Annotated in this window: 25 protein-coding genes and 2 pseudogenes; 18 read left to right on the forward strand and 9 right to left on the reverse strand. The window is 55.2% G+C overall.

Annotated features, from left to right (window positions below; translation table 11 throughout):
* The first annotated feature begins 108 nt into the window (after positions 1–108).
* The 3 genes from D0851_RS12710 to D0851_RS12720 all read left to right on the forward strand — a co-directional run bounded on the left by D0851_RS12710 (position 109) and on the right by D0851_RS12720 (position 3,076).
* The gene (locus D0851_RS12710; protein ID WP_117618970.1) at positions 109–2,001 is read left to right on the forward strand and encodes a phospholipase effector Tle1 domain-containing protein; all 1,893 of its coding nucleotides are present in this window, start codon (positions 109–111) and stop codon (positions 1,999–2,001) included.
* Positions 1,991–2,614, forward strand: coding sequence for a DUF2931 family protein (locus tag D0851_RS12715; protein WP_162893731.1), 624 nt, complete (start codon positions 1,991–1,993; stop codon positions 2,612–2,614). Before D0851_RS12710 ends, D0851_RS12715 begins: the two co-directional genes overlap by 11 nt.
* 129 nt (positions 2,615–2,743) lie before the next feature.
* Positions 2,744–3,076, forward strand: coding sequence for a YnfA family protein (locus tag D0851_RS12720; protein ID WP_117618972.1), 333 nt, complete (start codon positions 2,744–2,746; stop codon positions 3,074–3,076).
* Positions 3,077–3,144: 68 nt separating this feature from the next.
* On the opposite strand, the gene D0851_RS20590 is transcribed toward D0851_RS12720, so the two are convergent.
* Together D0851_RS20590 and D0851_RS20595 are read right to left on the reverse strand one after the other, a co-directional pair.
* Positions 3,145–3,318, reverse strand: coding sequence for a hypothetical protein (locus D0851_RS20590; RefSeq protein WP_227539269.1), 174 nt, complete (start codon positions 3,316–3,318; stop codon positions 3,145–3,147).
* A 39-nt stretch (positions 3,319–3,357) separates the two neighbouring features.
* On the reverse strand, positions 3,358–4,146 hold the full coding sequence (locus D0851_RS20595) for a group II intron reverse transcriptase/maturase (protein ID WP_264756446.1): 789 nt from the start codon (positions 4,144–4,146) through the stop codon (positions 3,358–3,360).
* 1,438 nt (positions 4,147–5,584) lie between these two features.
* Here D0851_RS20595 and ltrA point away from each other — a divergent pair.
* Positions 5,585–6,925, forward strand: coding sequence for a group II intron reverse transcriptase/maturase (gene ltrA, locus D0851_RS12730; protein WP_117618973.1), 1,341 nt, complete (start codon positions 5,585–5,587; stop codon positions 6,923–6,925).
* Between the two features lie 95 nt (positions 6,926–7,020).
* On the opposite strand, the gene D0851_RS12735 is transcribed toward ltrA, so the two are convergent.
* Positions 7,021–7,275, reverse strand: coding sequence for a Txe/YoeB family addiction module toxin (locus tag D0851_RS12735; protein ID WP_117618974.1), 255 nt, complete (start codon positions 7,273–7,275; stop codon positions 7,021–7,023).
* Entirely contained in the window at positions 7,272–7,523 is a 252-nt protein-coding gene (locus D0851_RS12740) for a type II toxin-antitoxin system Phd/YefM family antitoxin (protein WP_117618975.1), read from the reverse strand. The genes D0851_RS12735 and D0851_RS12740 overlap by 4 nt, the downstream gene beginning before the upstream one ends.
* Positions 7,524–8,013: 490 nt before the next feature.
* Here D0851_RS12740 and D0851_RS20600 point away from each other — a divergent pair, with 490 nt between their 5' ends.
* The 4 genes from D0851_RS20600 to D0851_RS12760 all read left to right on the forward strand — a co-directional run bounded on the left by D0851_RS20600 (position 8,014) and on the right by D0851_RS12760 (position 10,946).
* Positions 8,014–8,586 (forward strand): reverse transcriptase N-terminal domain-containing protein, encoded by a 573-nt coding sequence (locus D0851_RS20600; protein WP_227539294.1) that lies wholly within the window; start codon positions 8,014–8,016, stop codon positions 8,584–8,586.
* Positions 8,587–8,653: 67 nt separating this feature from the next.
* Positions 8,654–9,163: a group II intron maturase-specific domain-containing protein gene (locus D0851_RS20605; protein WP_227539295.1), complete on the forward strand. Its 510-nt coding sequence runs from the start codon at positions 8,654–8,656 to the stop codon at positions 9,161–9,163.
* Positions 9,164–9,606: 443 nt separating this feature from the next.
* The gene (locus D0851_RS12755; RefSeq protein WP_117618977.1) at positions 9,607–9,933 is read left to right on the forward strand and encodes a type II toxin-antitoxin system HicB family antitoxin; all 327 of its coding nucleotides are present in this window, start codon (positions 9,607–9,609) and stop codon (positions 9,931–9,933) included.
* Positions 9,934–10,691: 758 nt separating this feature from the next.
* A complete protein-coding gene (locus D0851_RS12760) occupies positions 10,692–10,946 on the forward strand; it encodes a hypothetical protein (protein WP_117618978.1) in 255 nt (84 codons plus the stop codon).
* Positions 10,947–11,433: 487 nt separating this feature from the next.
* Here the strand turns inward: D0851_RS12760 and D0851_RS12765 are convergent.
* Positions 11,434–11,652: pseudogene (locus D0851_RS12765) on the reverse strand (IS110 family transposase); the annotation flags it as partial.
* A 220-nt stretch (positions 11,653–11,872) separates the two neighbouring features.
* Between D0851_RS12765 and D0851_RS12770 the strand changes: the two are divergent.
* From D0851_RS12770 to D0851_RS20345, 3 genes are all read left to right on the forward strand, one after another.
* Entirely contained in the window at positions 11,873–12,127 is a 255-nt protein-coding gene (locus D0851_RS12770) for a type II toxin-antitoxin system HicA family toxin (protein WP_117618979.1), read from the forward strand.
* On the forward strand, positions 12,124–12,459 hold the full coding sequence (locus tag D0851_RS12775) for a type II toxin-antitoxin system HicB family antitoxin (protein ID WP_117618980.1): 336 nt from the start codon (positions 12,124–12,126) through the stop codon (positions 12,457–12,459). The genes D0851_RS12770 and D0851_RS12775 overlap by 4 nt, the downstream gene beginning before the upstream one ends.
* A 148-nt stretch (positions 12,460–12,607) precedes the next feature.
* Positions 12,608–12,895 carry a hypothetical protein gene (locus D0851_RS20345; protein WP_205422358.1) on the forward strand — a complete coding sequence of 96 codons (288 nt, stop codon included), beginning with the start codon at positions 12,608–12,610 and terminating at the stop codon, positions 12,893–12,895.
* On the opposite strand, the gene D0851_RS12785 is transcribed toward D0851_RS20345, so the two are convergent.
* Positions 12,875–13,549, reverse strand: a complete 675-nt coding sequence (locus tag D0851_RS12785; RefSeq protein WP_117618981.1) for a tyrosine-type recombinase/integrase — start codon at positions 13,547–13,549, stop codon at positions 12,875–12,877. The two genes, D0851_RS20345 and D0851_RS12785, sit on opposite strands and share 21 nt — an antisense overlap.
* 1,262 nt (positions 13,550–14,811) lie before the next feature.
* Between D0851_RS12785 and D0851_RS12790 the strand changes: the two genes are divergently transcribed.
* From D0851_RS12790 to D0851_RS12830, 7 genes and pseudogenes are all read left to right on the forward strand, one after another.
* A complete protein-coding gene (locus tag D0851_RS12790) occupies positions 14,812–15,012 on the forward strand; it encodes a hypothetical protein (protein WP_117618982.1) in 201 nt (66 codons plus the stop codon).
* Between the two features lie 204 nt (positions 15,013–15,216).
* Positions 15,217–15,633, forward strand: a complete 417-nt coding sequence (locus D0851_RS12795) for a VOC family protein (protein ID WP_117618983.1) — start codon at positions 15,217–15,219, stop codon at positions 15,631–15,633.
* A 164-nt stretch (positions 15,634–15,797) separates the two neighbouring features.
* Positions 15,798–16,076 (forward strand): type II toxin-antitoxin system RelE/ParE family toxin, encoded by a 279-nt coding sequence (locus tag D0851_RS12800; protein WP_117618984.1) that lies wholly within the window; start codon positions 15,798–15,800, stop codon positions 16,074–16,076.
* A 10-nt stretch (positions 16,077–16,086) separates the two neighbouring features.
* Entirely contained in the window at positions 16,087–16,401 is a 315-nt protein-coding gene (locus D0851_RS12805) for a HigA family addiction module antitoxin (protein WP_044385058.1), read from the forward strand.
* Positions 16,402–17,109: 708 nt separating this feature from the next.
* Positions 17,110–17,190: a hypothetical protein gene (locus D0851_RS21090; protein WP_117618986.1), complete on the forward strand. Its 81-nt coding sequence runs from the start codon at positions 17,110–17,112 to the stop codon at positions 17,188–17,190.
* Positions 17,191–17,240: 50 nt separating this feature from the next.
* Positions 17,241–17,521: pseudogene (locus tag D0851_RS12825) on the forward strand (type II toxin-antitoxin system RelE/ParE family toxin).
* A complete protein-coding gene (locus D0851_RS12830) occupies positions 17,521–17,814 on the forward strand; it encodes a HigA family addiction module antitoxin (protein WP_117618987.1) in 294 nt (97 codons plus the stop codon). The pseudogene D0851_RS12825 and the gene D0851_RS12830 overlap by 1 nt, the downstream one beginning before the upstream one ends.
* A 51-nt stretch (positions 17,815–17,865) precedes the next feature.
* Here the strand turns inward: D0851_RS12830 and D0851_RS12835 are convergent, their stop codons facing one another.
* The 3 genes from D0851_RS12835 to D0851_RS12845 all read right to left on the reverse strand — a co-directional run bounded on the left by D0851_RS12835 (position 17,866) and on the right by D0851_RS12845 (position 21,499).
* Entirely contained in the window at positions 17,866–19,974 is a 2,109-nt protein-coding gene (locus tag D0851_RS12835) for a molybdopterin-dependent oxidoreductase (RefSeq protein WP_117618988.1), read from the reverse strand.
* A gap of 316 nt (positions 19,975–20,290) precedes the next feature.
* A complete protein-coding gene (locus tag D0851_RS12840) occupies positions 20,291–21,097 on the reverse strand; it encodes an OmpA family protein (RefSeq protein WP_117618989.1) in 807 nt (268 codons plus the stop codon).
* A gap of 24 nt (positions 21,098–21,121) precedes the next feature.
* Positions 21,122–21,499: a DUF4398 domain-containing protein gene (locus D0851_RS12845; protein WP_117618990.1), complete on the reverse strand. Its 378-nt coding sequence runs from the start codon at positions 21,497–21,499 to the stop codon at positions 21,122–21,124.
* Positions 21,500–21,912: the final 413 nt, after the last annotated feature.

Here is a 21,912-nt window from a genome sequence, read left to right on the forward strand (position 1 = left end):
CTAAACAAAAGCGTTATGTGGTGCCAACCATGCTACACTCACGGGTTTTGGGCAATGTTTAATCACGGGTAGCCAGGAAGCTACTTTTTACTGAAAGGAACTCTCACCATGAGCAATCTGATTGCCGCCTGCGTCGGCGACATGCACGTTTGCCCGATCAAAGGGCACGGCTCCTCCCCCATCATGCCCAACGGCTCCAGCATCCTTGTTGAAGGTAAACCCATTGCCCGGGTGGGCGATGTCACCGGCTGCGGTGCCGTTATTACTCAAGGCTACCCACTGGCGTTGGCTGATGGTATGCCTGTGGCGTACCTTGGCAGCCCCACCAATCATGGTGGTTCCATTGTCAGCGGTAATCCACGAGTGATTTTGGGTGTGGCCACTAACACGGCACCGGTTGTGGATTTCGCCATGGCTGGCACACTGGATGACAAAGGCCAACTTACCCGCGCCGCCAAAAAGTTGCTGGACAAAGACCCGCAGGAATTTGTTCGCAAAGCCGCTCAGAAGGGTGCGTTGATTGACGAAGGCTTGCCGGACGAAGAACCGGAAGATTCCCCCGCTGAAGAAGATCGCCCCAAGGTTCGGGTAGAGGCTGGCATCTTTTTCGACGGCACTGGCAATAACCGCGACAACACCCAGACGTATCAGCAGCAGATGGACGAGTGTCTGACGGCCAATGATGCCGGAGCCATTTCAGAAGAAGAATGCAGCAGCGAACTGTCGCAGATCATGGAGGGCAGTTACCTTAATGCGGAAACCAATGTCTCCAAGTTAGAGCGAATGTATCAGCAGGGCCAAGTCCAGAGTGGCGACCGCGACCAAGTTCACCGCATTTCATCTTACGTATCCGGTGTGGGTACAAAGTCCGGAGAAGCTGACGATGGCCCCAGCATGGGACTCGGCCTTGGCGAACAAGGGATACTCAAGAAAATCGATCAAGGCTGTGCCAATCTGGCGATTGACGTTTTTGATTATGTCAGCGAACCCATAGATGAACTGATTCTTGACGTTTTCGGCTTCAGCCGTGGCGCGGCGACTGCGCGGCATTTTGTCAGGCGGGAGGTTCGTGACACAACGGGTTCCTTATATGGTGAATATAAGGGAAGGTTAGTCAGAGCATTCGAGCGGCAGGGCATCCCATGGCCCAAGAAAGTTACCGTTCGTTTTGTCGGCCTGTTCGATACTGTTGCGGGGATTGCCGACCTCGGCAATCTGGACGTATCGGCTCACGATGCAGAAACCGGACGTATCAACGTCAACCTACGGCCGGAGGATGCCGAACGAGTCGTTCAGTTTGCCGCGAGGGATGAGCGTCGGCACAACTTCTCACTCAACAGCCTCAGGGGTGAGTCCGGCAGCTTGCCGGACCACTTCAGCGAATGGGTGTTGCCTGGTGTCCACTCTGATATTGGCGGCGGTTACCCGGATCGCTTCCGGGAACGGATTGAAGTTCGCCCGCCCCTGGTCGTCAAAGGAAAGGACCGTCGTAATCCCGAAGCCAGTTTCGAATTCTCCCGCATGTTGCAGGAACGGGCGCTGATTAAAAACGAGGCTTGGATTGGGCCACTTAACCCACTCGCCACACTTGAAATTGAACAGGAGCGCTCACGTGGTTTGCCTGGTGGCGACATCACGCTTCGCCTTTGGCTGGACCGCGAGGTTCGTGGTGAATACTCCCGTATTCCGCTGTACCTGATGCATAAGTTGGCGGTGGATGCTGGTGTGCCTTTTGATGTGATTGATCCTGAAGACTCGTCACTTTCTCTTCCTGATGAGTTAATAACCGTCGCCAGAAATCTCGCGGCCCATGTCTGGCATGGCGGTCCGCTGTTGATGACACCGGAATCCAGAGCACTACTGAAACAGCGATATATTCACCATTCCGATCATTACCTGCTTCTTGGCCCCTTATACCCTTTCAAGCCCGGCGAGTATGGCCGCCGAACCGTCCATCCGAATAAAGGGCAATGGATTGAGGGGGAATACCATGAGTATTAAAACGCTCGTCGTCAGTCTTTGCGTTTTTTTGCTTCTGGGGTGTTCGGATCACACTGAATCAGAAGAACCAACGTATGGCCCGGATCCCTCCTATCGAAGTATCTCCGTTGTGGTGCCGCAACACTACGATGCATGGGTGGAGACTTTTATCCTCGAATCTGTGTCGGGTGAAATCGGTTGGCGGGCACCCATCGGCATAATCACCTGCTGTTGGAAACATCCGTCTGGAAAAAACGCAGAATGGCAGGCAATGCCGGGGCTGGTGCTCATCAAGTGGTTTTCGTTTGCAGAACAGCAATCTTACCGGGCGTTGATCAAACTAGAGAATGCTCGAGAAATCGAAGATAAAATGAAACAAATCACCAAACTTGAGCGGTATGGCAATATTCTTGAGGTACCTCGTTACAACCTCGTATTTGGTCTGGCACCTGGAGGAACAGTGGTTGTCTGGATCATGAACGGGGCGGAAAATGCGATTGAAGTGGGGCGGTACGAGGCTACGCCTTACGATCACAAAAAAGAAGGCGAGGTCTACACTAGGCGTACGGAGAGTTATCTTGAAAGGCAGGGAGATTTTCTTCAAGAAAACGGAATACGATACGACGGTTGGTGAACGTTTGCTTTTGACCTTCGAGGCAGGCCCACATAATGCCATGCACCGGATGCCAAACCCTCCGCTTCGCTCCGGTTTTGTCACCGGTGATAGCGGGCGTTATGTGTTACTGCCAAGGAGTAGGTTCTTTTGCCTGAGTTGAAAACCATTGGCCTATTCTTCGTTACCGCTTTAGCGGAGATTGTTGGCTGTTATTTACCCTATCTCTGGCTTCGCGAAGGTAAAACTATCTGGCTTCTGGTACCAGGTGCGCTGAGTCTTGCGGCATTTGCTTGGCTGCTGTCATTACATCCGACCGCTGCGGGTAGAGTCTATGCTGCGTATGGTGGCGTTTATATTTTCATGGCAATTCTCTGGCTGTGGGCAGTGGATGGCATCCGTCCAACGGCCTGGGACTTGGTTGGCTCAGCAGTCGCTTTAGTGGGCATGGCAATCATCATGTTTGCGCCGCGCACTACATAATCGGGTAGCCGGGGGTATTTAACCCCCAGCCCCCACAACACCCTGCATGCGGCTCCGCACAGGGCGTTTCACCGGGAATGGTGAAGCTTGATCCATCCATCACGCAGCGATACCAGACCCTCGGCTTTCAGATAGTCATTGGATAATGCCTGCTGAATGCCGGGCGTCTTGGAGCTACGCCAGGGACCTTTACTGGTAATGCCACACGCTACGGCGGCCTGCACGTGCACACCCAACTTCATCAGGCTCCTGACTTTGGTTCGCGGTTTGCGCCACTGTCGTCAGTAGGCCATTCGCACGCGGCGACGAATCCAGTGATCCAGATCGCAGCAGCGTTGGTAGCCGGTGGCGATGCCGAAGTAGTTGATCCAGCCCCGAAGGTACTGGCTTACCTTGAAAAGCTGGTAGTGCATCGACACACCCCAGTTCCGATTCGTCAGTTCCCGGATACGTTGCTTGAACTTGCGCAGCGTGTCCGGGTGCCAATGGATCTGGGTTCCCTTGAAGGTGAAGCCCAGGAACTTGCTGTCATTGGTTCTGACCACCCGGCTCTTGGTGGTGTTGACCGTCAGTTTCAGGCGGTGTTCGAGGAAGTGGCTGATGCTGGCCAGCACCCGGTCGCCCGCGCGGCGGCTGTTCACCACAATGGTGAAGTCGTCCGCGTAGCGGGCAAACCGATGGCCCCGCCGTTCCAGTTCTTTATCCAGCGGGTCGAGCATAATGTTGGCCAGCAGGGGTGACAATGGGCCACCCTGTGGGACACCTTCCCGACTCTCCAGATAGAGCTGGTTATCGATAATCCCAGCTCGCAGGTACCGGGCAATCAGTCCCAGCAAACGCTTGTCCCGGACCTTGTGGCCCAGGTGTGTCATCAGCAGGTCGTGATTGACCCGGTCGAAGAACTTCGACAGGTCCACATCCACGGTAAAGCGTCGCCCTTCCTTGAGAGCGCTTTGTACCCGTCGCACCGCCTGGTGCGCGTTCCGCCCCGGACGGAAGCCGTAGCTGTCCGCTGAGAATCCCGGGTCGAACAGGGGCATCAGGATCTGGGCAATGGCTTGCTGAATCACCCGGTCTGTCACCGTCGGGATGCCAAGCTGGCGCTTGCCACCGTCCGGGTTTTGTCGATCTCAACCCGGTTGCACCGGCGCTGGTGGTAATCGCCCGATGCGAATCGACTGCTGGGCCACACTCCAATGGCCGCCCTTTACCCAGGCGGAAACTCCTCGATGGTCATTATGCCATCGATACCCGCCGCTCCCTATTGGCTCGAACCTGCTTTCCAGGCTTGTTGTAGATTAGCCCCGGCTGCAGATACCGCATCGAGTAGATCTTCACTAAAGGCTGGCTTCGTGACCGTACGCTGAGTCACGTCATTGCCGGGCGGCATTCGTGCGTCAAGTCGGTCAGGCTCCTCCTTTATTTCCGGTGTTAGGCCCTTCACCTGTCCCGACCATTACGACGGGCGTTTGGCTACTAGTGGCCGCTGCTGACTTCTGCTCAATCACCGGTGGGGTTACCCCCATCGGCGCTATCGGTGTCCATCTCATTCGCTCGCAACCGCCGATGGCAACGGCTGCGCCCAGGCTTGATCGACCAGTGGCCTGACTGGTAATTAACCGATCGCTCGTTGAGCAGATCCCGATGCGTCGGACCGCCCCAGATAAGAGCATGCACTGTCACTGCACTGCTGCATCATTTACGGTGGCCGTTAGATCACGTGGCTTCGTCGTCTGGTGCCAACTCGCCTTCAGCCTACGCCTCATATGATGTTCTTGTTCATCAGCTCGCAGTTTTGCTAGCGGCTTACTTCCGGCCGGCGTTCCGGAGACCGCCCCTCACGGGTTGGCCCTTGCCATTCGCTAGTGGTTAGCGTTCAATCGGGTAAAACCGGCTAAACGGTGATCTTCCCACAGGGGACTTTCACCCCATAAGTTCATGCCCATGCTGGGCGTACACAAGTCGATCAAGTTCGTTCCGGCCGTTGGCCTCCACCGGACGCCCTTTACAGGGCGCCGCTTATCTTCGCGTGTGTGCCAGGCATGGCACCAGACTTGTCGGGTGAAAGTCCCGATACCAGGTATTCGCAGAGCCGAAGGTTAGCGAAAGGGCAAGGGCAAACCCGCGAGGGAATGTCTGGAGGAAGCCCAACGCAAAATGGCGGGATGACGAACAGGAACTGGATATGAGGTGTGACGTCGGTGGGGCCAGTGGGCACGTGACCATTAAGCCCTCCATCTGCATTTGGCCGGCGTTTTATAAATCCAGCATCTACGCAATGAAAGTCTGGTGTCTTACCCTGGGAGATCTCCTGTAGCTGCGCTGGGACGCTGCGTGCAGCCGAAAACCGCTGGGGGCTGAGTGATTGGCCCCGACCGCACAGGAGAAGTCAGCAGAAGGCATAGTACCGCGGATTACTCGGCAGGCATGGCCTGAAGTGAATGTCGGCGGGAAGGCCCGAACGGTGCCCTTTACCGGGCTTAAATGAAGAGAGCAGTCACTGTCGCGATGAGACCCCACAAGGCACCGGAGAAAGAGCAAACGCTGTCCCTGGAAACAGGGGGTGAAGTAGTGGCTGGATCCGGCAGGGAAGACACTCCGGTTGTTCACGATCGACTGATGGAACGGGTGCTGGAGAGGGACAACCTGCGCCGCGCTTTCCGTCAGGTCAAACGCAACAAAGGAAGCGCAGGGATAGACGGCATGACCGTTGACGACCTGACCGCCTTTGTAAAACAGCACTGGCCCAGCATCGCGGCACAGCTACTGGCGGGCGACTACCGGCCCCAGCCGGTTCGTCAGGTAGAGATACCCAAGCCCAAAGGTGGCGTGCGCAAACTGGGCATCCCGACCGTACTCGACCGCTTGATCCAACAGGCGTTGCTCCAGGTCTTGCAGGCGGAGTGGGACGGAAGCTTCTCCCATTCCAGCTATGGCTTCCGACCGGGGCGTTCCGCCCATCAGGCCATCCACCAAGCCCAGCGTTATATCAACAAAGGCTACCGATGGACCGTGGACATGGATCTGGAAAAGTTCTTTGACCGGGTCAACCACGACAAACTGATGACGTTGGTGAAGCGGCGAGTCACGGATGAGCGGGTACTCAAACTGATCAACAGCTACCTCAAGGCAGGCGCTTTGGTGGGAGATGTCTGGGCTCCGGCTTCGGAAGGCACCCCACAGGGTGGTCCACTGTCACCGCTATTAGCAAACCTGTTGCTCGACGAACTGGACAAGGAACTGGAGCGACGTGGCCACCGGTTCGTCCGCTACGCGGACGACTGCAACATCTACGTCAAGAGCCAGCGTTCAGGGCAGAGAGTACTGGCGAGCATCACCGGCTACTTGCGTCGCCGACTGAAACTGGTGGTGAATGAGGAAAAGAGTGCTGTTGGTCGCCCCTGGGAGCGGGTGTTCCTGGGGTTCACGTTCACTCGTAGAGGTGGGGAAAAGCGCCGCAAGGTGAGCGAAGACGCGATCCGGCAGTTCAAGTATCGCGTGCGGAAGATCACCCGGCGAACGCGGGGCCGAACCATGCAAACGGTGATCGACGAGTTGGCGGTGTACCTGAGGGGCTGGAAAGGCCACTACGGTTTTGCGCAAGTGAAATCGCCGATCCAGGACCTGGAAAAGTGGGTGCGGCGCAAGCTACGTTGCTATCACCTGAAGCAATGGGGACGATCCGGCTACCGCCAGTTGTGCAAGCGCGGAGTGAGTGTAAGACTGGCCTGGAATACGGCCAAGTCGGCTCATGGCCCGTGGCGTTTGAGCCGCAGTCCGGGATTGGCGCAAGCCTTACCCCGACAGTATTTTATGTCGATGGGGTTACCGGACCTTGTGGATCGCTGAACAACTCAATCAACCGAACCGCCGTGGTACGTGATCCGTATGCCCGGTGGTGTGGGGGGAGCGGGGCTGTGAGGCCTCGCCCTATCCCGATTAAATCAGTAGTGGTACCGGAGCTGGGCAATGAGCAAAGCGTCATCCGTGACCTTGTAAACGATGCGGTGTTCTTCGTTAATTCGGCGGGACCAGTAACCAGCGAGGCTGTGTTTGAGGGGTTCCGGTTTGCCCACTCCCTCGAATGGTTCTCGTTTGATCTCCTTGATAAGCTTGTTGATTCGGTTCAGGATTTTTTTGTCGGTTTTCTGCCAGTACAGATAGTCTTCCCAGGCGTTCTCGGAGAAGATAAGTTTCATTCAAGAAGTTCCTTTTCCTGCCCACCGCCTTGCTCCAGTTCGGCAACGGATTCCAGCAAACGACGGGCGTTTTTGGGAGCGCGCAGAAGGTATGCGGTCTCTTGCAACGCCTCATAGTCCTCAAGGGAGATCATCACAACGGATTGCGACTTGCTTCGGGTGATGACCACAGGAGAATGGTCTTCACAGACCTGCTCCATGGTTTTTGCTAGATTGGTTCTAGCGGCTGTGTAGCTAATGGCATCCATAAGGCTGCTCCTGTACAGAATGTTGTTCCTGTGCAGAATACCGTACATAGAAGGATTTAACAATTGGCTGCACAGCGACCGCTTTTCCGCCGCTTCGCGGCTCCAAACCGGCACGTGAGCCGGGCGTTACTTGCGACATGAAGTTGCATGAATATATGTTGTAACCCGATGTTTTTTCCGTAACTGAGCGGATGTCGGAAGTGCAACCTGGTGTTCTACCACCAGTATCCTACCCACCATGCGAAAAGGACTTGGTATGAAGCGTTGGGGACAATGAACCATGGCAATGTCGTAGAGCCTTCAGGGAGGAAGAAGGTAACCCGTGATGGAGCCGGAGACTCTGCGTCGATGAGATGGGGGAAGAAGCGAAGGGTCTTCTGTAATGGAAGACATACGGATTCAGGATTTGTCCGACGCGAAAGTGTGCAGACGTCCCCTTGGTGCTTTGGTGCGAGAGAATTTTCGGGATTGATTTTATGAAGGAAGGCAAATGATGGCCGAACAGGCTAGTGCACCTTCAAGCGATGCACAACGCTGGCAGGCGATTGACTGGCCGGAGGTTGAAAAGCGCGTTTATCGACTGCAGGTGCGTATCGCACAATCTGTTCGCGAACAAAGGTGGGGCAAGGCGCGTGCTTTGCAGCATCTGTTGTCGCGCTCGTTTGCCGCGAAAGTGCTGTCGGTCAAACGAGTCATAGCCAATAAAGGAAGTCGCACCGCCGGTGTTGACGGGGTGCTTTGGACGTCACCCGGCCAATACTGGCGCGCGGCGCAAAGACTAGGGACAGCCGGTTATCAAGCGCAACCGCTGCGCAGGATCTACATCCCGAAAAAGAACGGCGATCGCCGCCCTTTAGGGATACCCACCCTTCACGACCGGGCGATGCAAGCTCTCTATGCGTTGGGGCTCAAACCCATAGCAGAAACCACCGGAGACCAACACTCCTACGGATTCAGAGAGGGGCGTAGCTTGCACGATGCCTGCAAACAAGGCTTTATCGTACTGGCCCAAAGAACCGCTGCACAGTGGATTCTGGAAGCCGATATCAAGGCCTGTTTTTGATCGCATCCGCCATATTGGGCAAGGCTTCAACTTCCTGGGCTTTCACTACAGGAAATACCGAGGTACCTTGCTGGTCCAGCCGCAAGACGGCAAAACCCGGGAGTTGCTGGAGAAAGTGCGAGGTGTGCTGAAGAAGTACCGTGGCATCCCTTTCCACGCTTTACTGGCAAAGCTCAATGCCGTCATCAGAGGCTGGGCCTATGCGTATCGACACGTGGTAGCGAAAGAACGCCTGAGTTACGTCGATGACAGGATCTACCCACTGGTTAAAAAGTGGTTACAGCAGGAGCACCGATCCAAGACGTGGGCATGGATCAGAAAGCGCTACCGAGGGCGTTTCAAAGGTCGTATTGAGTATGGGTGCTATTACCCGACCGCGTCAGGTATGAAGCTCATACGGTTGTTCAAGGCCGGGGACTTGCCGATTCGGTATCATAGCAAAATCCGCAGTGGTGCCAATCCCTATGACCTGGCGGACAAAGACTACTTCGAAGCGAGAGCCCGAAAGCAGCGGATGAACGCACGACGGGACCGACGATTCCTCAACAGTTCGTCGTACGAGAAACTGGCCGCCTGAAGGGAGGCCTTACTGGATATGAATAGGTGGGTCGCCTGCGCGGCCTTCAAAGGGCTTGAGCTGTATGATGGGAAACTATCACGTACAGTTCTTATGGGGCGAAGGGCCGCAAGGCCCTTAGCTACCAGGTGTGTCAAACTCATCCCCCTCTCAGCACTATCTTCTTTATGTTTAGTATCACTTTTGATACCATTGAGTGATGGCAAATATAGAAGATATCCTCGCTAAAATGCGAGCTAACCCAAAAAGCATAAGGTTCAATGACTTATGCAAGGTCTGCGAGACCTACTTTGGAGAAGCTCGTCAGTCGGGTTCCAGTCATCGTGTCTACAAAACACCGTGGCAGGGAGATCCACGAGTCAATATCCAAAATGCCAAAGGTAAAGCCAAGCCTTATTAGGTGCGGCAAGTGCTCGCTGCTACCGAGCGGCTGGAGGTGAAAAATGGCTAAGTTTGTTGATCGTTATACATACCGCGTCACTTGGTCGGAAGAAGACCAGGAATATGTCGCAATGTGTGCTGAGTTCCCTAGCCTTAGCTGGCTTGCTGAAACTCAGGAAGAAGCGCTATCCGGTATTAGAGTTCTGGTTAAAGAATGCCTCAGCGATATGGAAGAGAATGGGGAGTTAGCGCCAGAGCCGATGGCAACAAAAAAATATAGCGGTAAGTTTATGGTGCGTGTGCCACCAGAAACACACCGTCACCTGGCGATAGAAGCTGCGGAGGCTGGTGTTAGCCTAAATAGGCTGGTGGCCAGCCGCTTGCATTAAACACGTAACAAGGCCATTAAATTTGTTCCGGCCTTCGGCCTCCACCGGACGGCCCTGTCGGGCCGCCGTTTATTGCTGGCGTGTGTGCCGGGCATGGCACTAGACTTGTCGGGTGAAAGTCCCGATACCAGGTATTCGCGGAGCCGAAGGTTAGCGAAAGAGCAAGGGCGTCATCGCGAGGTGGGGTCTGAAGGAAGCTCAACGCAAATTGGCGGGGCGACGAACAGAAACTGGATATGAGGTGTGGCGTACTCGGGGCGAGCTGGCACGTGACAGCGAAGCCCTCCATCCGCAACTGGGGTACGCTTTATAAATCCAGCGTCTACGCCATGAAAGTCTGGTGTCTTACCCGGGAGGTCTGTAGCGTGTTGGAGGGATCAACTGAGGGGTGGACAATTGCCCTGATCGCTTGCAGAAGTCAGCATGAGGCATAGTATGCGGCCTACTCGCCGGTGTTGCATCGGTGAAGCTGAATAGCGGCAGGAAGGCTGAACGGTTTAGAGGAGAAGCCTTGCCTTGGTACTGCGGTATTGCACCAGACCTGGTGAAGCGGCGGTGGGCTTGGCAAGTGATTGGAACCCGGTTGGCACACTACCGATTCGGCTGTTTTGAATGGACGTTCATGACGTTGGCTCACCATGGTAGTGAATCAAAACAATTAACCGAACCGCCGTGGTACGTGACCCGTATGCCCGGTGGTGTGGGAGGAGGGGCGCCGTGAGGCGCCTCCCTATCCCGATTATGTGTCATGAGGGATCATGGGTATTTTCGAAGTAGGCATGATTGTTTTTATTCCAACGGGCACTCTGCTCCTAAATGCATGGCGCAAGAAATTAGGTAACGGCCGAGGGTGGCGCTACGGTGTCTATGTGCTCGTTTCGATTGCAATGGCTGCAACTCCGCTGCTTTACGTTCGGAGTATCGAGCCTAATCACACCGCGCTGGGGGTTGTTTTGGCTGGGGTAGCGTTTTTTTGGTTCGCAATTGTAGGTGGGCGCAGTGCAAACACATAACCCATATGAGCCTTCTCGGAATCAATAGGCAATAGTCATTTTTTTTGGCCGCACCAGCGGCCAACCTAAACCCATGAGCGAGAACGCCTGCTTCGCGAGTCTCGCGGGGGCTGTCAGGCACTCACAGCAAACACATATAGGGGCTCTCTTACGTGGCTTTGGACCACGGCCTGACCAGTCGTTCCTTCGGTCGGTCAGGGGCACCAGACATTCATCGGTTAACCGGTCACTGGCACTATTCAAGGTGTCGGGCTGCATGGCTCCAGTTAGGGTCAGGCTCAGGACCGGTGTAAGCGCGCTGGCTCATGGTATTAAGGCACGCCCACGGGGTGGCTAATCAAAGCGACTGGCTTCAACGGCGGTGATAGAAGACCGGGCCGGTTTGGTATCGAGTACCAGTCAGCGGACTCCCGGCTTTCAGTCATCATCCTGTTTGATCCAGTTAGACGTCATGCCGGTCATCCTATTTGTCGCCGAACATTTCCTCACACAGATCCGAGATCCAGTACCAGCAGTGCATGCGCTCGACACCGACTACCAGGTCATCGCGAAAGGGTTCGAGCAGTGCCAACAGCGGTTCCGGGCGGGCTTTGATTTCCTTATGCAGCAACACCTCCCCCTGCTGGTCGAGGATGCAGACGTACAGGCTGCGGGCGTGCAGATCGATTCCACAATAATGACGGTGGGTGCTATGGTAAAAATTCATGAGTCTTCTCCCTTGTAGTGCTTGGTCGCCTTCCAGCTTAGCGGGCAACCGCCGGGCTGGGGAGAAGGCTCAATCAGTATCAAATCGTTGCAAGGGACGTTTGACCCGCTGCCCATTTTTGCTGCCGCAAAAACAGTCATCGCCTCAAACGCCCCTGAACTCAGGCGTTAAGTTTCAAGAAATAGATTGCCATGATATCGTTATGTGATATCATGACGGTATGAATTCAAAACAAAAGCGCACTTTGAAAACTATATACACTGATCCGGTATCATCCTCTTTAGCGTGGAAAGATATTGAATCTCTTTTTGTATCTTTGGAAGTTGAAGTAATAGAAGGCAATGGTTCTCGAGTAAGGTTCCATAAGAATGGAATTATTGCGAGTTTTCATCGTCCACACCCGAAAAAAGAAGCAAAACCATATCAAGTCAGAGATGCACGAACCTTTCTCAAACAACTAGGAGTAGAGCCATGAGTAATTCAATGGTATATGAGGGTTATGCTGCTCGCATAGAGTTTAGTTCAGAAGATGAGTGTTTTATCGGGCATATTGCAGGCATAAAAGACGTTGTAGGCTTTCATGGAGAAACAGTTTCTGAGTTAAAAACTGCATTTGAAGAAGCTGTTAATGATTACCTAGAAACATGTCATGCAGTTGGTAAGACACCTCAAAAACCATATTCAGGTAAGCTAATGCTACGCATTCGTCCTGAAATTCACGCAGCTGTTGCTACGGCAGCGGAGTTAAGCGGGCAAAGTATAAATCAATGGGCATCTGAAGCGTTAAATAGAGAAGCGAGCCTATAAAAACTTAACAAATAAGGATAGGTCGCGCGCAGCCGCGACCTGATCCGGTGTTGGACGAGCCCGGTGCTTCTCTATTAAGGAAATAGCGGCGGAGAACTCAGAGGTGATTTCGCCCTGACTTTGGGGCGGCTCTTTCGTCAGGCCAGAGTTGCCCGAGGCCGTCGGTAAAACCGACAGTTGGTTTGCCCTGGCGGGGCACGCATTGATAGCGGACCTCGCCACAGTCCGGCGTATGACAGGCGAGTATCGACTGAATGGCCGCGTGATGCTCCGGTCGCATCCGCTCGCCAAAATGGTGCTGCAGGTTGAGCTGATGATCGCGCAGAATCTGCGCCAGGGTGATCATTCGGTCACCCAGTCGACCTGCAGCCGGTCCACCAGGGCATTGATCATCAAGGCACTGTTCTGCTGGGCCTCATGGGTCATTCGGGTGTAACGGGCGGTGGTCACCGGCCCGGGCCATGATCCGGGACTCGCCGCCCTCAAAGGGCGGCTGGCCGCCGGGAAACAACAGGTCCGGGTGACGATGCGTGGTCCAGTAACGTCGCAGGGCCTTGAGCGTCATCAGCAGCAAAGGCACGAACCGGTCCTTCCTGCCCTTGCCACAGCGCACGTGGACCCGCATCAAGTGACTGTCGACATCGGCAATGGTCAGGTTCAGGGACTCACTCAGCCGCAGGCCCAGGCTGTAGGTGGTGAGGAAGCAAACCTGATAGCTGAGTTTACGGGTGTGGCTGATCAGGCGCCCGATCTCGTTCAGGGAAAGCACATCCTGCCGGGTCTGAACCTTGGGTGGCTTGGCGATGGGCACGTAGTCCCAGGGCTTGCCGAGGACATACTGATAGAAACGCTGCAGGGCATTGCGGGCAATCTTGACCAGACTCCAGGAGCGATGTTCGACCAGGTACATGACATACTGCTGCAGCTGATCGGTGCTAAGCTGGTCGGGACAGGTATCGAAATGGTCGCTCACCTGTCGTAGGCAGCGGGTGTAGAGATCGATGGTTTTAGGGCTTTTGACCCGCAGGGTGAGTTCGGTGAGGTAGCGTTGTTGCAGAGCTTGAAAACGGGTTTGTTCGTGGGTGTTCATCAGACTTCTCCTGACAGGCCCTTCCACAGTGGAAGGGGTCAGGGAAGTACAGACGAATTATGCCTCTGCCGCGTAGCGGCTTCGTTCAACCAGTAGTTGTAGTACGTTCCGGGCCTTCGGCCCTCCACCGGACGCCCTAGTCGGGCGCCGTTTATGCAGGCGTGTGTGCCGGGCATGGCACTAGACTTGTCGGGTGAAAGTCCCGATACCAGGTATTCGCGGAGCCGAAGGTTAGCGAAAGAGCAAGGGCGTCATCGCGAGGTGGGGTCTGAAGGAAGCTCAACGCAAATTGGCGGGGCGACGAACAGAAACTGGATATGAGGTGTGGCGTACTCGGGGCGAGCTGGCACGTGACAGCGAAGCCCTCCATCCGCAACTGGGGTACGCTTTATAAATCCAGCGTCTACGCCATGAAAGTCTGGTGTCTTACCCCGGGAGGTCTGTAGCGTGTTGAGGGATCAACTGAGGGGTGAGCAATTGCCCCTGATCGCGTTGCAGAAGTCAGCAGAGGGCATAGTACTGCGGCCTACTCGGCACGGTGTTGCATCGTGAAGTGAATAGCGGCAGGAAGGCCTGAACGGTTAAGAGGAGGAAGCCTTGCCTTGGTACTGCGGTATTGCACCAGACCTGGTGAAGCGGCGGTGGGCTTGGCAAGTGATTGGAACCCGGTTGGCACACTACCGATTCGGCTGTTTTGAATGGACGTTCATGACGTTGGCTCACCATGGTAGTGAATCAAAACAATTAACCGAACCGCCGTGGTACGTGACCCGTATGCCCGGTGGTGTGGGAGGAGGGGCGCCGTGAGGCGCCTCCCTATCCCGATTATGTTTGTAAGGAGTCAGACTCTCGCGCATGAAATTTAAAAACATTGAAATGCTTATTGATGGGTCAGGTGAAATTACTATCGGACAAGTTGGGCCGGTTCGTTGCGCCGCCACCGCTTCTGATGACCATCAGTGCCTTCGTTACCAATATACACGCGGCAGATAGTCAGTTTAAGCAGGCCGTACCGGGTTTGGTAGTGACTCATGATGTTTTGGGGTGGGAGCTCTTGAACTGAGCGCCAATCGCGATTTGTCCCGATCACGTTATCACGTTCGCCAGGTGGAGTCAGGTAGGCGGGTACTCGGGTCATAGCCGTCATAGCCCTTATCAAGCCGTGCGAAGTCACGGATTCAGGAGTATACGTTTGCATGAAATTGCTTTGATTCTTAGAATGAGAAAAGATTAGCGAAAAATAAAATGAGGCATATTAAGTAATGGAACCAGATAAATTGATGGAAGGCATTTCCAAGGAGATGTCTGTTGCTCTAAAAGCTATGGGTAAAGCCAAGACGGCTGAAGAAAAGCTCATGTACAGTGAAATAGTTAAAAACTTAAGCGAATCGCTTGGGGTTTTTCTCGGTTTGATGAGCGAAATGTCATATATGGAAGATGATGATGGACCAATTCCGTTTTAAAATGACAAAATTTGAAATACCAATGGTTTAAATAGTCTTGTGGTGAAAACTACATTGGAATCTTAAATCACCAATGTGGATGTCATTTGCTAACAAGTGCCTGCAATCGGAAATCGGACAGCCAAAACTGTCACTCAAATTGCTTGCGCAATTTAAGCACCAATTTTGTCTGCCGTTGAGACAGAGGTTATGCAGGGGGCCAAAATGAAGCCACGGATTAGTATGATCACTTTGGGGGTAAATGACCTGCAACGCTCAATTGTGTTCTATGAGCAGGGGTTAGATCTTCCGCGAATGGACTCTCCGCCTGGGGTGGCATTCTTTACGCTGAATGGGACCTGGCTCGGATTATATGGGCGTGAAGCTCTGGCGGAAGATGCGTCGGTGTCTGGAGAATCAAGCGGATTTGCAGGGTTCAGCTTGGCGCACAATGTTAGTTCCGAGCAAGAGGTTGACCAAGTTATGACTCAGGCTGCATCAGCCGGTGCCGTTGTCACGAAGCCTGCTCAGGAAACGGATTGGGGTGGCTACGCAGGTTACTTTTCTGATCCAGATGGTTATCTCTGGGAAGTGGCTCACAACCCGCTGTTCTGGGTCGGGCCCTCAGATGAACCTGCATAACAGTCGCTGTAGTACGCGGCCGATGGCCGCCGGACGCCCTTTTCATTGCGGCTTCGCCTTCATTACAAGGGCGCCGCTAAGCTCATTCGTTATGCCCCTCTCTCAGCTTACTTTGTCGTATACTAACGCTTGACGTTATTAACGCTCTGCGTCATCATTTCTCTATGATCATATCGTTCAAGTGTAAGGATACCGAGAAGCTGGCAAGCGGACGTCGCGTCAGACGCTTCGTCAATTTTGAGCGAGTTGCCTTGAGAAAAATTCGGCAACTCCAGACTGCAAGCCAGTTGGATGATCTTAAAGTACCGCCCGGCAATATGTTGGAGCCATTGCACGGTGACCGCCAAGGTCAGCACAGCATTCGAATCAACGGGCAGTTCCGGGTTTGCTTCCGCTGGACCAAGGCTGGTGCGGAAGATGTCGAAATTGTTGATTACCATTAGGAGGTAACTCATGCGCAACATTGAAGCTGTAACGCCAGGCGAGTTACTGAAGGAAGAGTTCCTTGAGCCGATGGGTATTTCTCAATACCGCTTGGCTAAAGAGATTGGGGTGCCTGCTCAGAGGATCGGCCAGATTATTGCTGGGAAGCGTTCGATAACCGCAGACACGGACCTGCGACTTTGTCGCTTCTTTGGTTTGTCCAATGGCTACTGGTTGCGAGCTCAGGCAGCCTATGACACTGAGATTGCGGAAGATGCGCTTGAGGATCAGCTGAAGAATATTCGTCCGTGGAGTGCTGTATCAGAAATCGGGCATAGGGCATAACCGGCTGCACGGCGACCGGTTTTCCGCCGCCTCGCGGCTCCAAACCGGCGCGTGAGCCGGGCGGTGTGCCAGGCATGGCCCCAGACTTGTCGGGTGAAAGTCCCGATACCAGGTATTCGCAGAGCCGAAGGTTAGCGAAAGGGTAAGGGCAAACCCACGAGGGGATGTCTCCGGAGCGCCGGCCGGAAGTAAGCCCAACGCAAAATTGCGGGATGACGGACAGGAGCTGGATAAGAGGTGTGGCATCGGTGGGGCCAGTGGGCACGTGACCATTAAGCCCGCCATCTGCACTTGGCCGGCGTTTTATAAAACCAGCATTTACGCAATGAAAGTCGGGTGTCTTACCCTGGGAGATCTCCTGATGCTGCGCTGGGACGCAGCGTGCAGCCGAAAACCGCTGGGAGCTGAGTGATTGGCTCCGACCGCACCGGAGAAACAGCAATCGCTGTCTCTGGAAACAGGGGGTGAAGTGGTGGCTGGATCTGGCAGGGAAGACACTCCGGTTGTTCACGATCAACTGATGGAGCGGGGTGCTGGAAAGGGACGACCTGCGCCGTGCCTTCCGTCAGGTCAAACGCAACAAGGGAAGCGCGGGGATAGACGGCATGACCGTTGACGACCTGACCGCCTGATCCAGCAGGCACTGCTCCAGGTCTTGCAGGCGGAGTGGGACAGAAGCTTCTACCCGGCGAACGCGGGGGTCGGGCCATGCAAACGGTGATCGACGAGTTAGCGGTGTACTTGAGGGGCTGGAAAGGCTACTACGGTTTTGCGCAAGCCTTACCCTGACTCGACTAAGCTCTATTGTTGCGTGGTGCGCAACATGCTAGGCTCCCCTCATGATTAAATCATTCCGTCACAAAGGACTAAAACGGTTCTACTCGACCGGTAGCATGGCTGGCATACAGTCTCTGATCACGCCAAGAAGCTGCGTATGCAGCTCGTTGCTCTGGATACAGCCACTTCGGTGGAAGACATGGACATCCCTGGTTTTCGGCTTCACCCATTGAAGGGAAAAGACAAAGGGCGGTGGTCGATTTGGGTTAACGGAAATTGGCGCACGACGTTCGAATTTCAGGACGGCAACGCCGACATTCTTGATTATGAGGATTATCACTAATGACTATGCATAATCCGCCGCATCCTGGTGAATTCATTCGGGAGGTGTACTTGGAGCCTTTCGGCATCAGTTCCCGTCAGCTTGCTTCCAGTCTGGGCGTTTCTCCTTCTACTTTGTCTCGCTTGCTCAAAGGGGATAGTGGTATTAGCCCGGAAATGTCTCTGCGGCTATCCAAGGTTCTCGGACGTAGCCCTGAGAGCTGGTTGGCGATGCAGGGCATGTACGATCTCTGGGTGGCTCGCAGCACGGTGAACCTGGATGGCATTCATCCCCTGGATTTCGAAGCAGCTTAAGGCCAGGCACGGCGGCGGCTCTTTCGTTCCGGCTTCGCCTCCATTGGGGGCCTATGAGCGGACTGCCTGCACCGCCACCCGCGTTCCGTTAAACGCCGCATTCCCTGTCAGTGCATCGATGCGCTGCGAATCCGTCACGTCGTTCATGCTGACCCCAGGTTGCGATTCGGCGATGGACATGCCGGTGTTGTCGCGATTATGGCCCCAGCCCTGTGGAATGCTGATCACCCCCTCGAACATGTCGTCGTCGATTTCCACCGGCAGTTGGATGGTGCCGGTGACTGAGCTGACACTCACCATCTGCCCGTCTTGAAGGCCGAGCTTGCGGGCATCGGCGTCGTTCATCTGCACCGTGCACGGGTTTTTGCCTTTCACCAGCCGGTGGGAATTCTGGGTCCAGGTGTTGTGGCTGCGTGGCAGTCGGCGGCTGATCATGGCGAAGGGATAGTCGTTGCTCTGATCAACCTGCAGCAGGCCCGAGGCATCCAGGCGTTTCAGATCCTCGAGGTACAGCTCCGGCGCGATCCGGATCATGCCGTCCCCGGTCTGGATGCGTTGTTCCAGGCAGGGCTGAAGAGGCCCCAGGTCTAATCCGTGGGGGTTGGCTTTCAGCTTTTCGAGACTCATGCCCTGCTTGCCATAGGCGCCGTGCCTGAGGCCAAGATCCAGCATCGCCTCGGGTGTGACGCCATCGTCTTTCAGCCCGGTCAGGTGCAGGGTCAGATCCCGGAGAATCTCCCAGTCATGTTTCTGGTCGGGTGTTTTCTCGAACATCGGCTCGGAGAATTTGGCGGTGTTGCGCACCGCAAACGAGTTGAAGAAGACATCGAAATGGGGCACTTCCAGGCCCGTCGTCGCCGGCAGGATGATGTCCGCGTGGCGGGTGGTTTCGTTCAGGTAGATATCCACCGACACCATGAAATCCAGCGCCTCGAAAGCCTCTTCCAGCCGGGCGCCGCCGGGCGCGGAGAGCACCGGGTTACCGGCGATGGTGATCATCGCGCGGATCTGGCCGTCGCCCGGCATGAGGATTTCATCGGCCAGGGTGGCGACCGGGAACTCGTTGTTGAAGTAGGGCAGTTTTCTCACCCGGGATTCGTAGCGGCCGTAGGAGCTGGGTTTGCCCTTCTTATCCCGTACCAGATCGAACGCCGGCTGCGGGAACATGGCGCCACCCCGGCGATCAAAATTGCCGGTGAGAAGGTTCAGCACGTTGTTCAGCCACTGGCAGAGGCCCCCGAAAGACTGGGTCGAGGCACCCATGCGGCTGTAGCAAACCGCGCTCTTGGCGGCGGCCATTTCCCGCGCCAGCCCACGAATGGCGGTGGCTGACATGCCGCAGGCCTCCGCCACGGTTTCCGGCGAATAGGGTTGAACCGCACCCGCCAGTTGGTCCAGGCCGTCAATCCGGGGTTCCAGGTGGCCAAGAGTCACCAGCTGTTCGTCAAACAGGGTGTGCACCAGCGCCAGCATGAACAGGGCGTCGGTCTCCGGGCGGATAAACAGGTGCTGGTCGGCCTTCCTGGCGGTCTCGGTGCGACGGGGATCAACCACCACCACCTTGCCACCCCGTTGCTGAATCGCCTTGAGCCGTTTGCCGACACCCGGGGCCGTCATCAGGCTGCCGTTGGAGACAATCGGGTTGGCCCCGATGATCAGCATGAAATCGGTGTGGTCGATGTCTGGAATCGGGATGAGCATGCCGGCGCCGAGCATGTAGTTGGAGGCCACGTGGTGGGGCAACTGATCGGCGGAGGCGGAGCTGTAGCGGTTGTTGGTGCCCAGGGTCTTGAAGAACCGCGGCAGCATGATGGCATTGCCGAAGTTGTGGGCGTTGGGGTTGCCGAGATACACACCGACCGCATCCTGGCCATGTTCCTCCTGGATGCCACGAAAACGGGCTGCGATTTCCTCGAACGCCTCATCCCAGCTGATCGCTTGCCAGCCGTCAGCGGTGCGCCTGATGGGTGTTTTCAGGCGGTCCTTGTCGTTGTAGAAGTCCTGGAGGGCGACCGCCTTTGGGCAGATATGGCCTCGGCTGAACGGGTCGTCGTGGTCGCCTTTGATCGACAGGATCTCGTTGCCCCGGTGCTTGATTTCGAGGCCACACATGGCTTCACAGATATTGCAGGTGCGATAGTGGGTCTGGGTCTCGCTCATGTCGACAGGCTCGGTTTTGGGTGTTGTCGTTGTTGGTTCGAGAAGTGTGGCACAACCGGGCAAAAAAACAGACCGTCGTAAGTCACACAAACCAGGTCAACCCCGGCAAATCACCTTTCTGCCTGCGGTAAAAAACACCGTTTTTCGTCGTACCACCATTTTTCGTCGTACCATGGCGTTATCGCCAAATCACTGGCAAAGAACGCCGGCCCCGGCAGCAGTGTCCTCGAATGGTTCCACGCCTTCCTGGTGCTTGGAACCCGGATCAGCTGTGTTTTTGTCGCCGGCGATGGGGGCGGCAGTTTCATTGAAAAAGTTAACGCGCATTGATCATGCCGGATTCATCCGAAATCACGATCTCCACTCGGCGATTCTGCTGTCTCCCTGCACTGGTATCGTTGGTGGCAACGGGATAGGCCTCGCCATAGCCTTCCACTTCAATCCGGTTACCGGGTATTCCCTGATTCAACAGCTCGCTCTGAACCGACATGGCGCGTCGCTCTGACAATCCCTGGTTGTATTCGGCAGAGCCTGTGCTGTCCGTATAGCCTTCAATGCGTACCCGGCGCTCCTGGTACTGCTTCATAAAGTCAGCCAGTCGTTCCACGGTGCGCTTGCCGGAGGCTTTCAGATCAGCTTTGTTGAGGTCAAAGAGCACATCACCCAACGTAAGCACCATTCCACGTTCGGTTTTCTCCGCTTTGAGAGCGGCCATTTCAGCCCTCAGCGCTTCTGCCTCCATGCGAGCCTCATTCGCCTCAGTTGACTTCATTTGCAACATTAGCTGTTTGCGGCGCTCTTCCGCAGAGCTGATCTCTTCTTCCAGATCGGCACGCTTTCCCTGTTGCATGGCGATCTCGGCGTGACGCTTTGCCAGGTAGGCTGCGTGTTCGACGCGGTTTACGTCAGCGCCTTCATTTAACAGCGCCTGGGCACGATCTAGTTCGATCTTGGCCTGGCGCAGTTGTGCCGCACCACTGCGCGCGACGTTGGGATCCTGCTCTATTTCCGTGTATGCGGCTCTGGCTTCGTCAATGTCGGCATTCTGTTTGGGCGTGCTTGCACAGCCAACCATAATTGCGGACAGCCCGACCGCGAAACCGATAGATAGTGTAACGTTCATTTTTCGTGTCTCCTGTCGCCGGGCTTACTGCTGATTTGAATTGAGCTGCTTGCGGAGGTTTTCGATGTTACTGTTGATCTCGGCAACCGCTTGCTGAGCCTTTTCGGTCTCCGAGCGCGCGCCTGCGAGTTGCGCATCAACCTCGGCCTGCTCCAGCAAGCGCCTGGCTTCCTTGTACTGTTCTTTGTCCATGAGGCCGCGAGCATCGGCCACTTTGTTTTTCGCTTCATTCAGCAACACAGGCTCGAATCTTCGGGCGTCCGAGGCCTCGGCCTGTTTGATGGCGGATTCCGCAGACTGCAGCTCGCTGTTGGGCTTTGGCCCCGGCCCGGCACAGGCGACTAAAAGGGTCGCCAACGTGAGGGTAGTCAGAGTGCGTGTCATTGAAAGGTGCGGTTTCATAAAGGAACTCCCGGGTTCACAACATGATCCGCAGCGTGACGGTACTGGCCATATTGTCAAATAATGTCAAATACGCTGTTTTCCAGTATAGCCAACGGCTCTCAGTTTGCTACTGGCAGGTTGGCCGCGCGTGCGCGAAACGGGACGAAACGGGGACAGGGACGAAAGGGGGACAGAACTATTTTCCCGCAAAATGGATCTGTCCCGGTTTTTGAGAGCAAACTGCTGCCTTTTTGAAGCCTGTCGGAGCTATTGAGGATGTAGGCAAAGGTAAAAGTGGGCAAATCGTCTCTGCAGGTTCGAAGCAGATTAACCTGAAAAGTAGCTGATGAGTTCGGTGCCTGGTACCGAAACACTTAACAATTTTTTCGAAATGACATCTTCCGCTGCGTTGAACTTTGGGGGCGGCTTCG

It is taken from the genome of Marinobacter sp. Arc7-DN-1 (assembly GCF_003441595.1).
Classification (GTDB): domain Bacteria; phylum Pseudomonadota; class Gammaproteobacteria; order Pseudomonadales; family Oleiphilaceae; genus Marinobacter; species Marinobacter metalliresistant.

Bases quoted from the DNA above. Each gene is read 5' to 3' on its own strand.
- D0851_RS12840 (WP_117618989.1), bottom strand. From the start codon at position 21,097: ATGAACGTTACACTATCTATCGGTTTCGCGGTCGGGCTGTCCGCAATT.
- ltrA (WP_117618973.1), top strand. From the start codon at position 5,585: ATGAGACCCCACAAGGCACCGGAGAAAGAGCAAACGCTGTCCCTGGAA.
- D0851_RS12835 (WP_117618988.1), bottom strand. From the start codon at position 19,974: ATGAGCGAGACCCAGACCCACTATCGCACCTGCAATATCTGTGAAGCC.
- D0851_RS20590 (WP_227539269.1), bottom strand. From the start codon at position 3,318: ATGAAGTTGGGTGTGCACGTGCAGGCCGCCGTAGCGTGTGGCATTACC.
- D0851_RS12735 (WP_117618974.1), bottom strand. From the start codon at position 7,275: ATGAAACTTATCTTCTCCGAGAACGCCTGGGAAGACTATCTGTACTGG.
- D0851_RS20600 (WP_227539294.1), top strand. From the start codon at position 8,014: ATGATGGCCGAACAGGCTAGTGCACCTTCAAGCGATGCACAACGCTGG.
- D0851_RS12740 (WP_117618975.1), bottom strand. From the start codon at position 7,523: ATGGATGCCATTAGCTACACAGCCGCTAGAACCAATCTAGCAAAAACC.
- D0851_RS12755 (WP_117618977.1), top strand. From the start codon at position 9,607: ATGGCTAAGTTTGTTGATCGTTATACATACCGCGTCACTTGGTCGGAA.
- D0851_RS12805 (WP_044385058.1), top strand. From the start codon at position 16,087: ATGCGCAACATTGAAGCTGTAACGCCAGGCGAGTTACTGAAGGAAGAG.
- D0851_RS12775 (WP_117618980.1), top strand. From the start codon at position 12,124: ATGAGTAATTCAATGGTATATGAGGGTTATGCTGCTCGCATAGAGTTT.
- D0851_RS21090 (WP_117618986.1), top strand. From the start codon at position 17,110: ATGCAAACGGTGATCGACGAGTTAGCGGTGTACTTGAGGGGCTGGAAA.
- D0851_RS12845 (WP_117618990.1), bottom strand. From the start codon at position 21,499: ATGAAACCGCACCTTTCAATGACACGCACTCTGACTACCCTCACGTTG.
- D0851_RS12760 (WP_117618978.1), top strand. From the start codon at position 10,692: ATGGGTATTTTCGAAGTAGGCATGATTGTTTTTATTCCAACGGGCACT.
- D0851_RS12830 (WP_117618987.1), top strand. From the start codon at position 17,521: ATGACTATGCATAATCCGCCGCATCCTGGTGAATTCATTCGGGAGGTG.
- D0851_RS12715 (WP_162893731.1), top strand. From the start codon at position 1,991: ATGAGTATTAAAACGCTCGTCGTCAGTCTTTGCGTTTTTTTGCTTCTG.
- D0851_RS12770 (WP_117618979.1), top strand. From the start codon at position 11,873: ATGAATTCAAAACAAAAGCGCACTTTGAAAACTATATACACTGATCCG.
- D0851_RS12710 (WP_117618970.1), top strand. From the start codon at position 109: ATGAGCAATCTGATTGCCGCCTGCGTCGGCGACATGCACGTTTGCCCG.
- D0851_RS12790 (WP_117618982.1), top strand. From the start codon at position 14,812: ATGGAACCAGATAAATTGATGGAAGGCATTTCCAAGGAGATGTCTGTT.
- D0851_RS12785 (WP_117618981.1), bottom strand. From the start codon at position 13,549: ATGAACACCCACGAACAAACCCGTTTTCAAGCTCTGCAACAACGCTAC.
- D0851_RS12795 (WP_117618983.1), top strand. From the start codon at position 15,217: ATGAAGCCACGGATTAGTATGATCACTTTGGGGGTAAATGACCTGCAA.
- D0851_RS12800 (WP_117618984.1), top strand. From the start codon at position 15,798: ATGATCATATCGTTCAAGTGTAAGGATACCGAGAAGCTGGCAAGCGGA.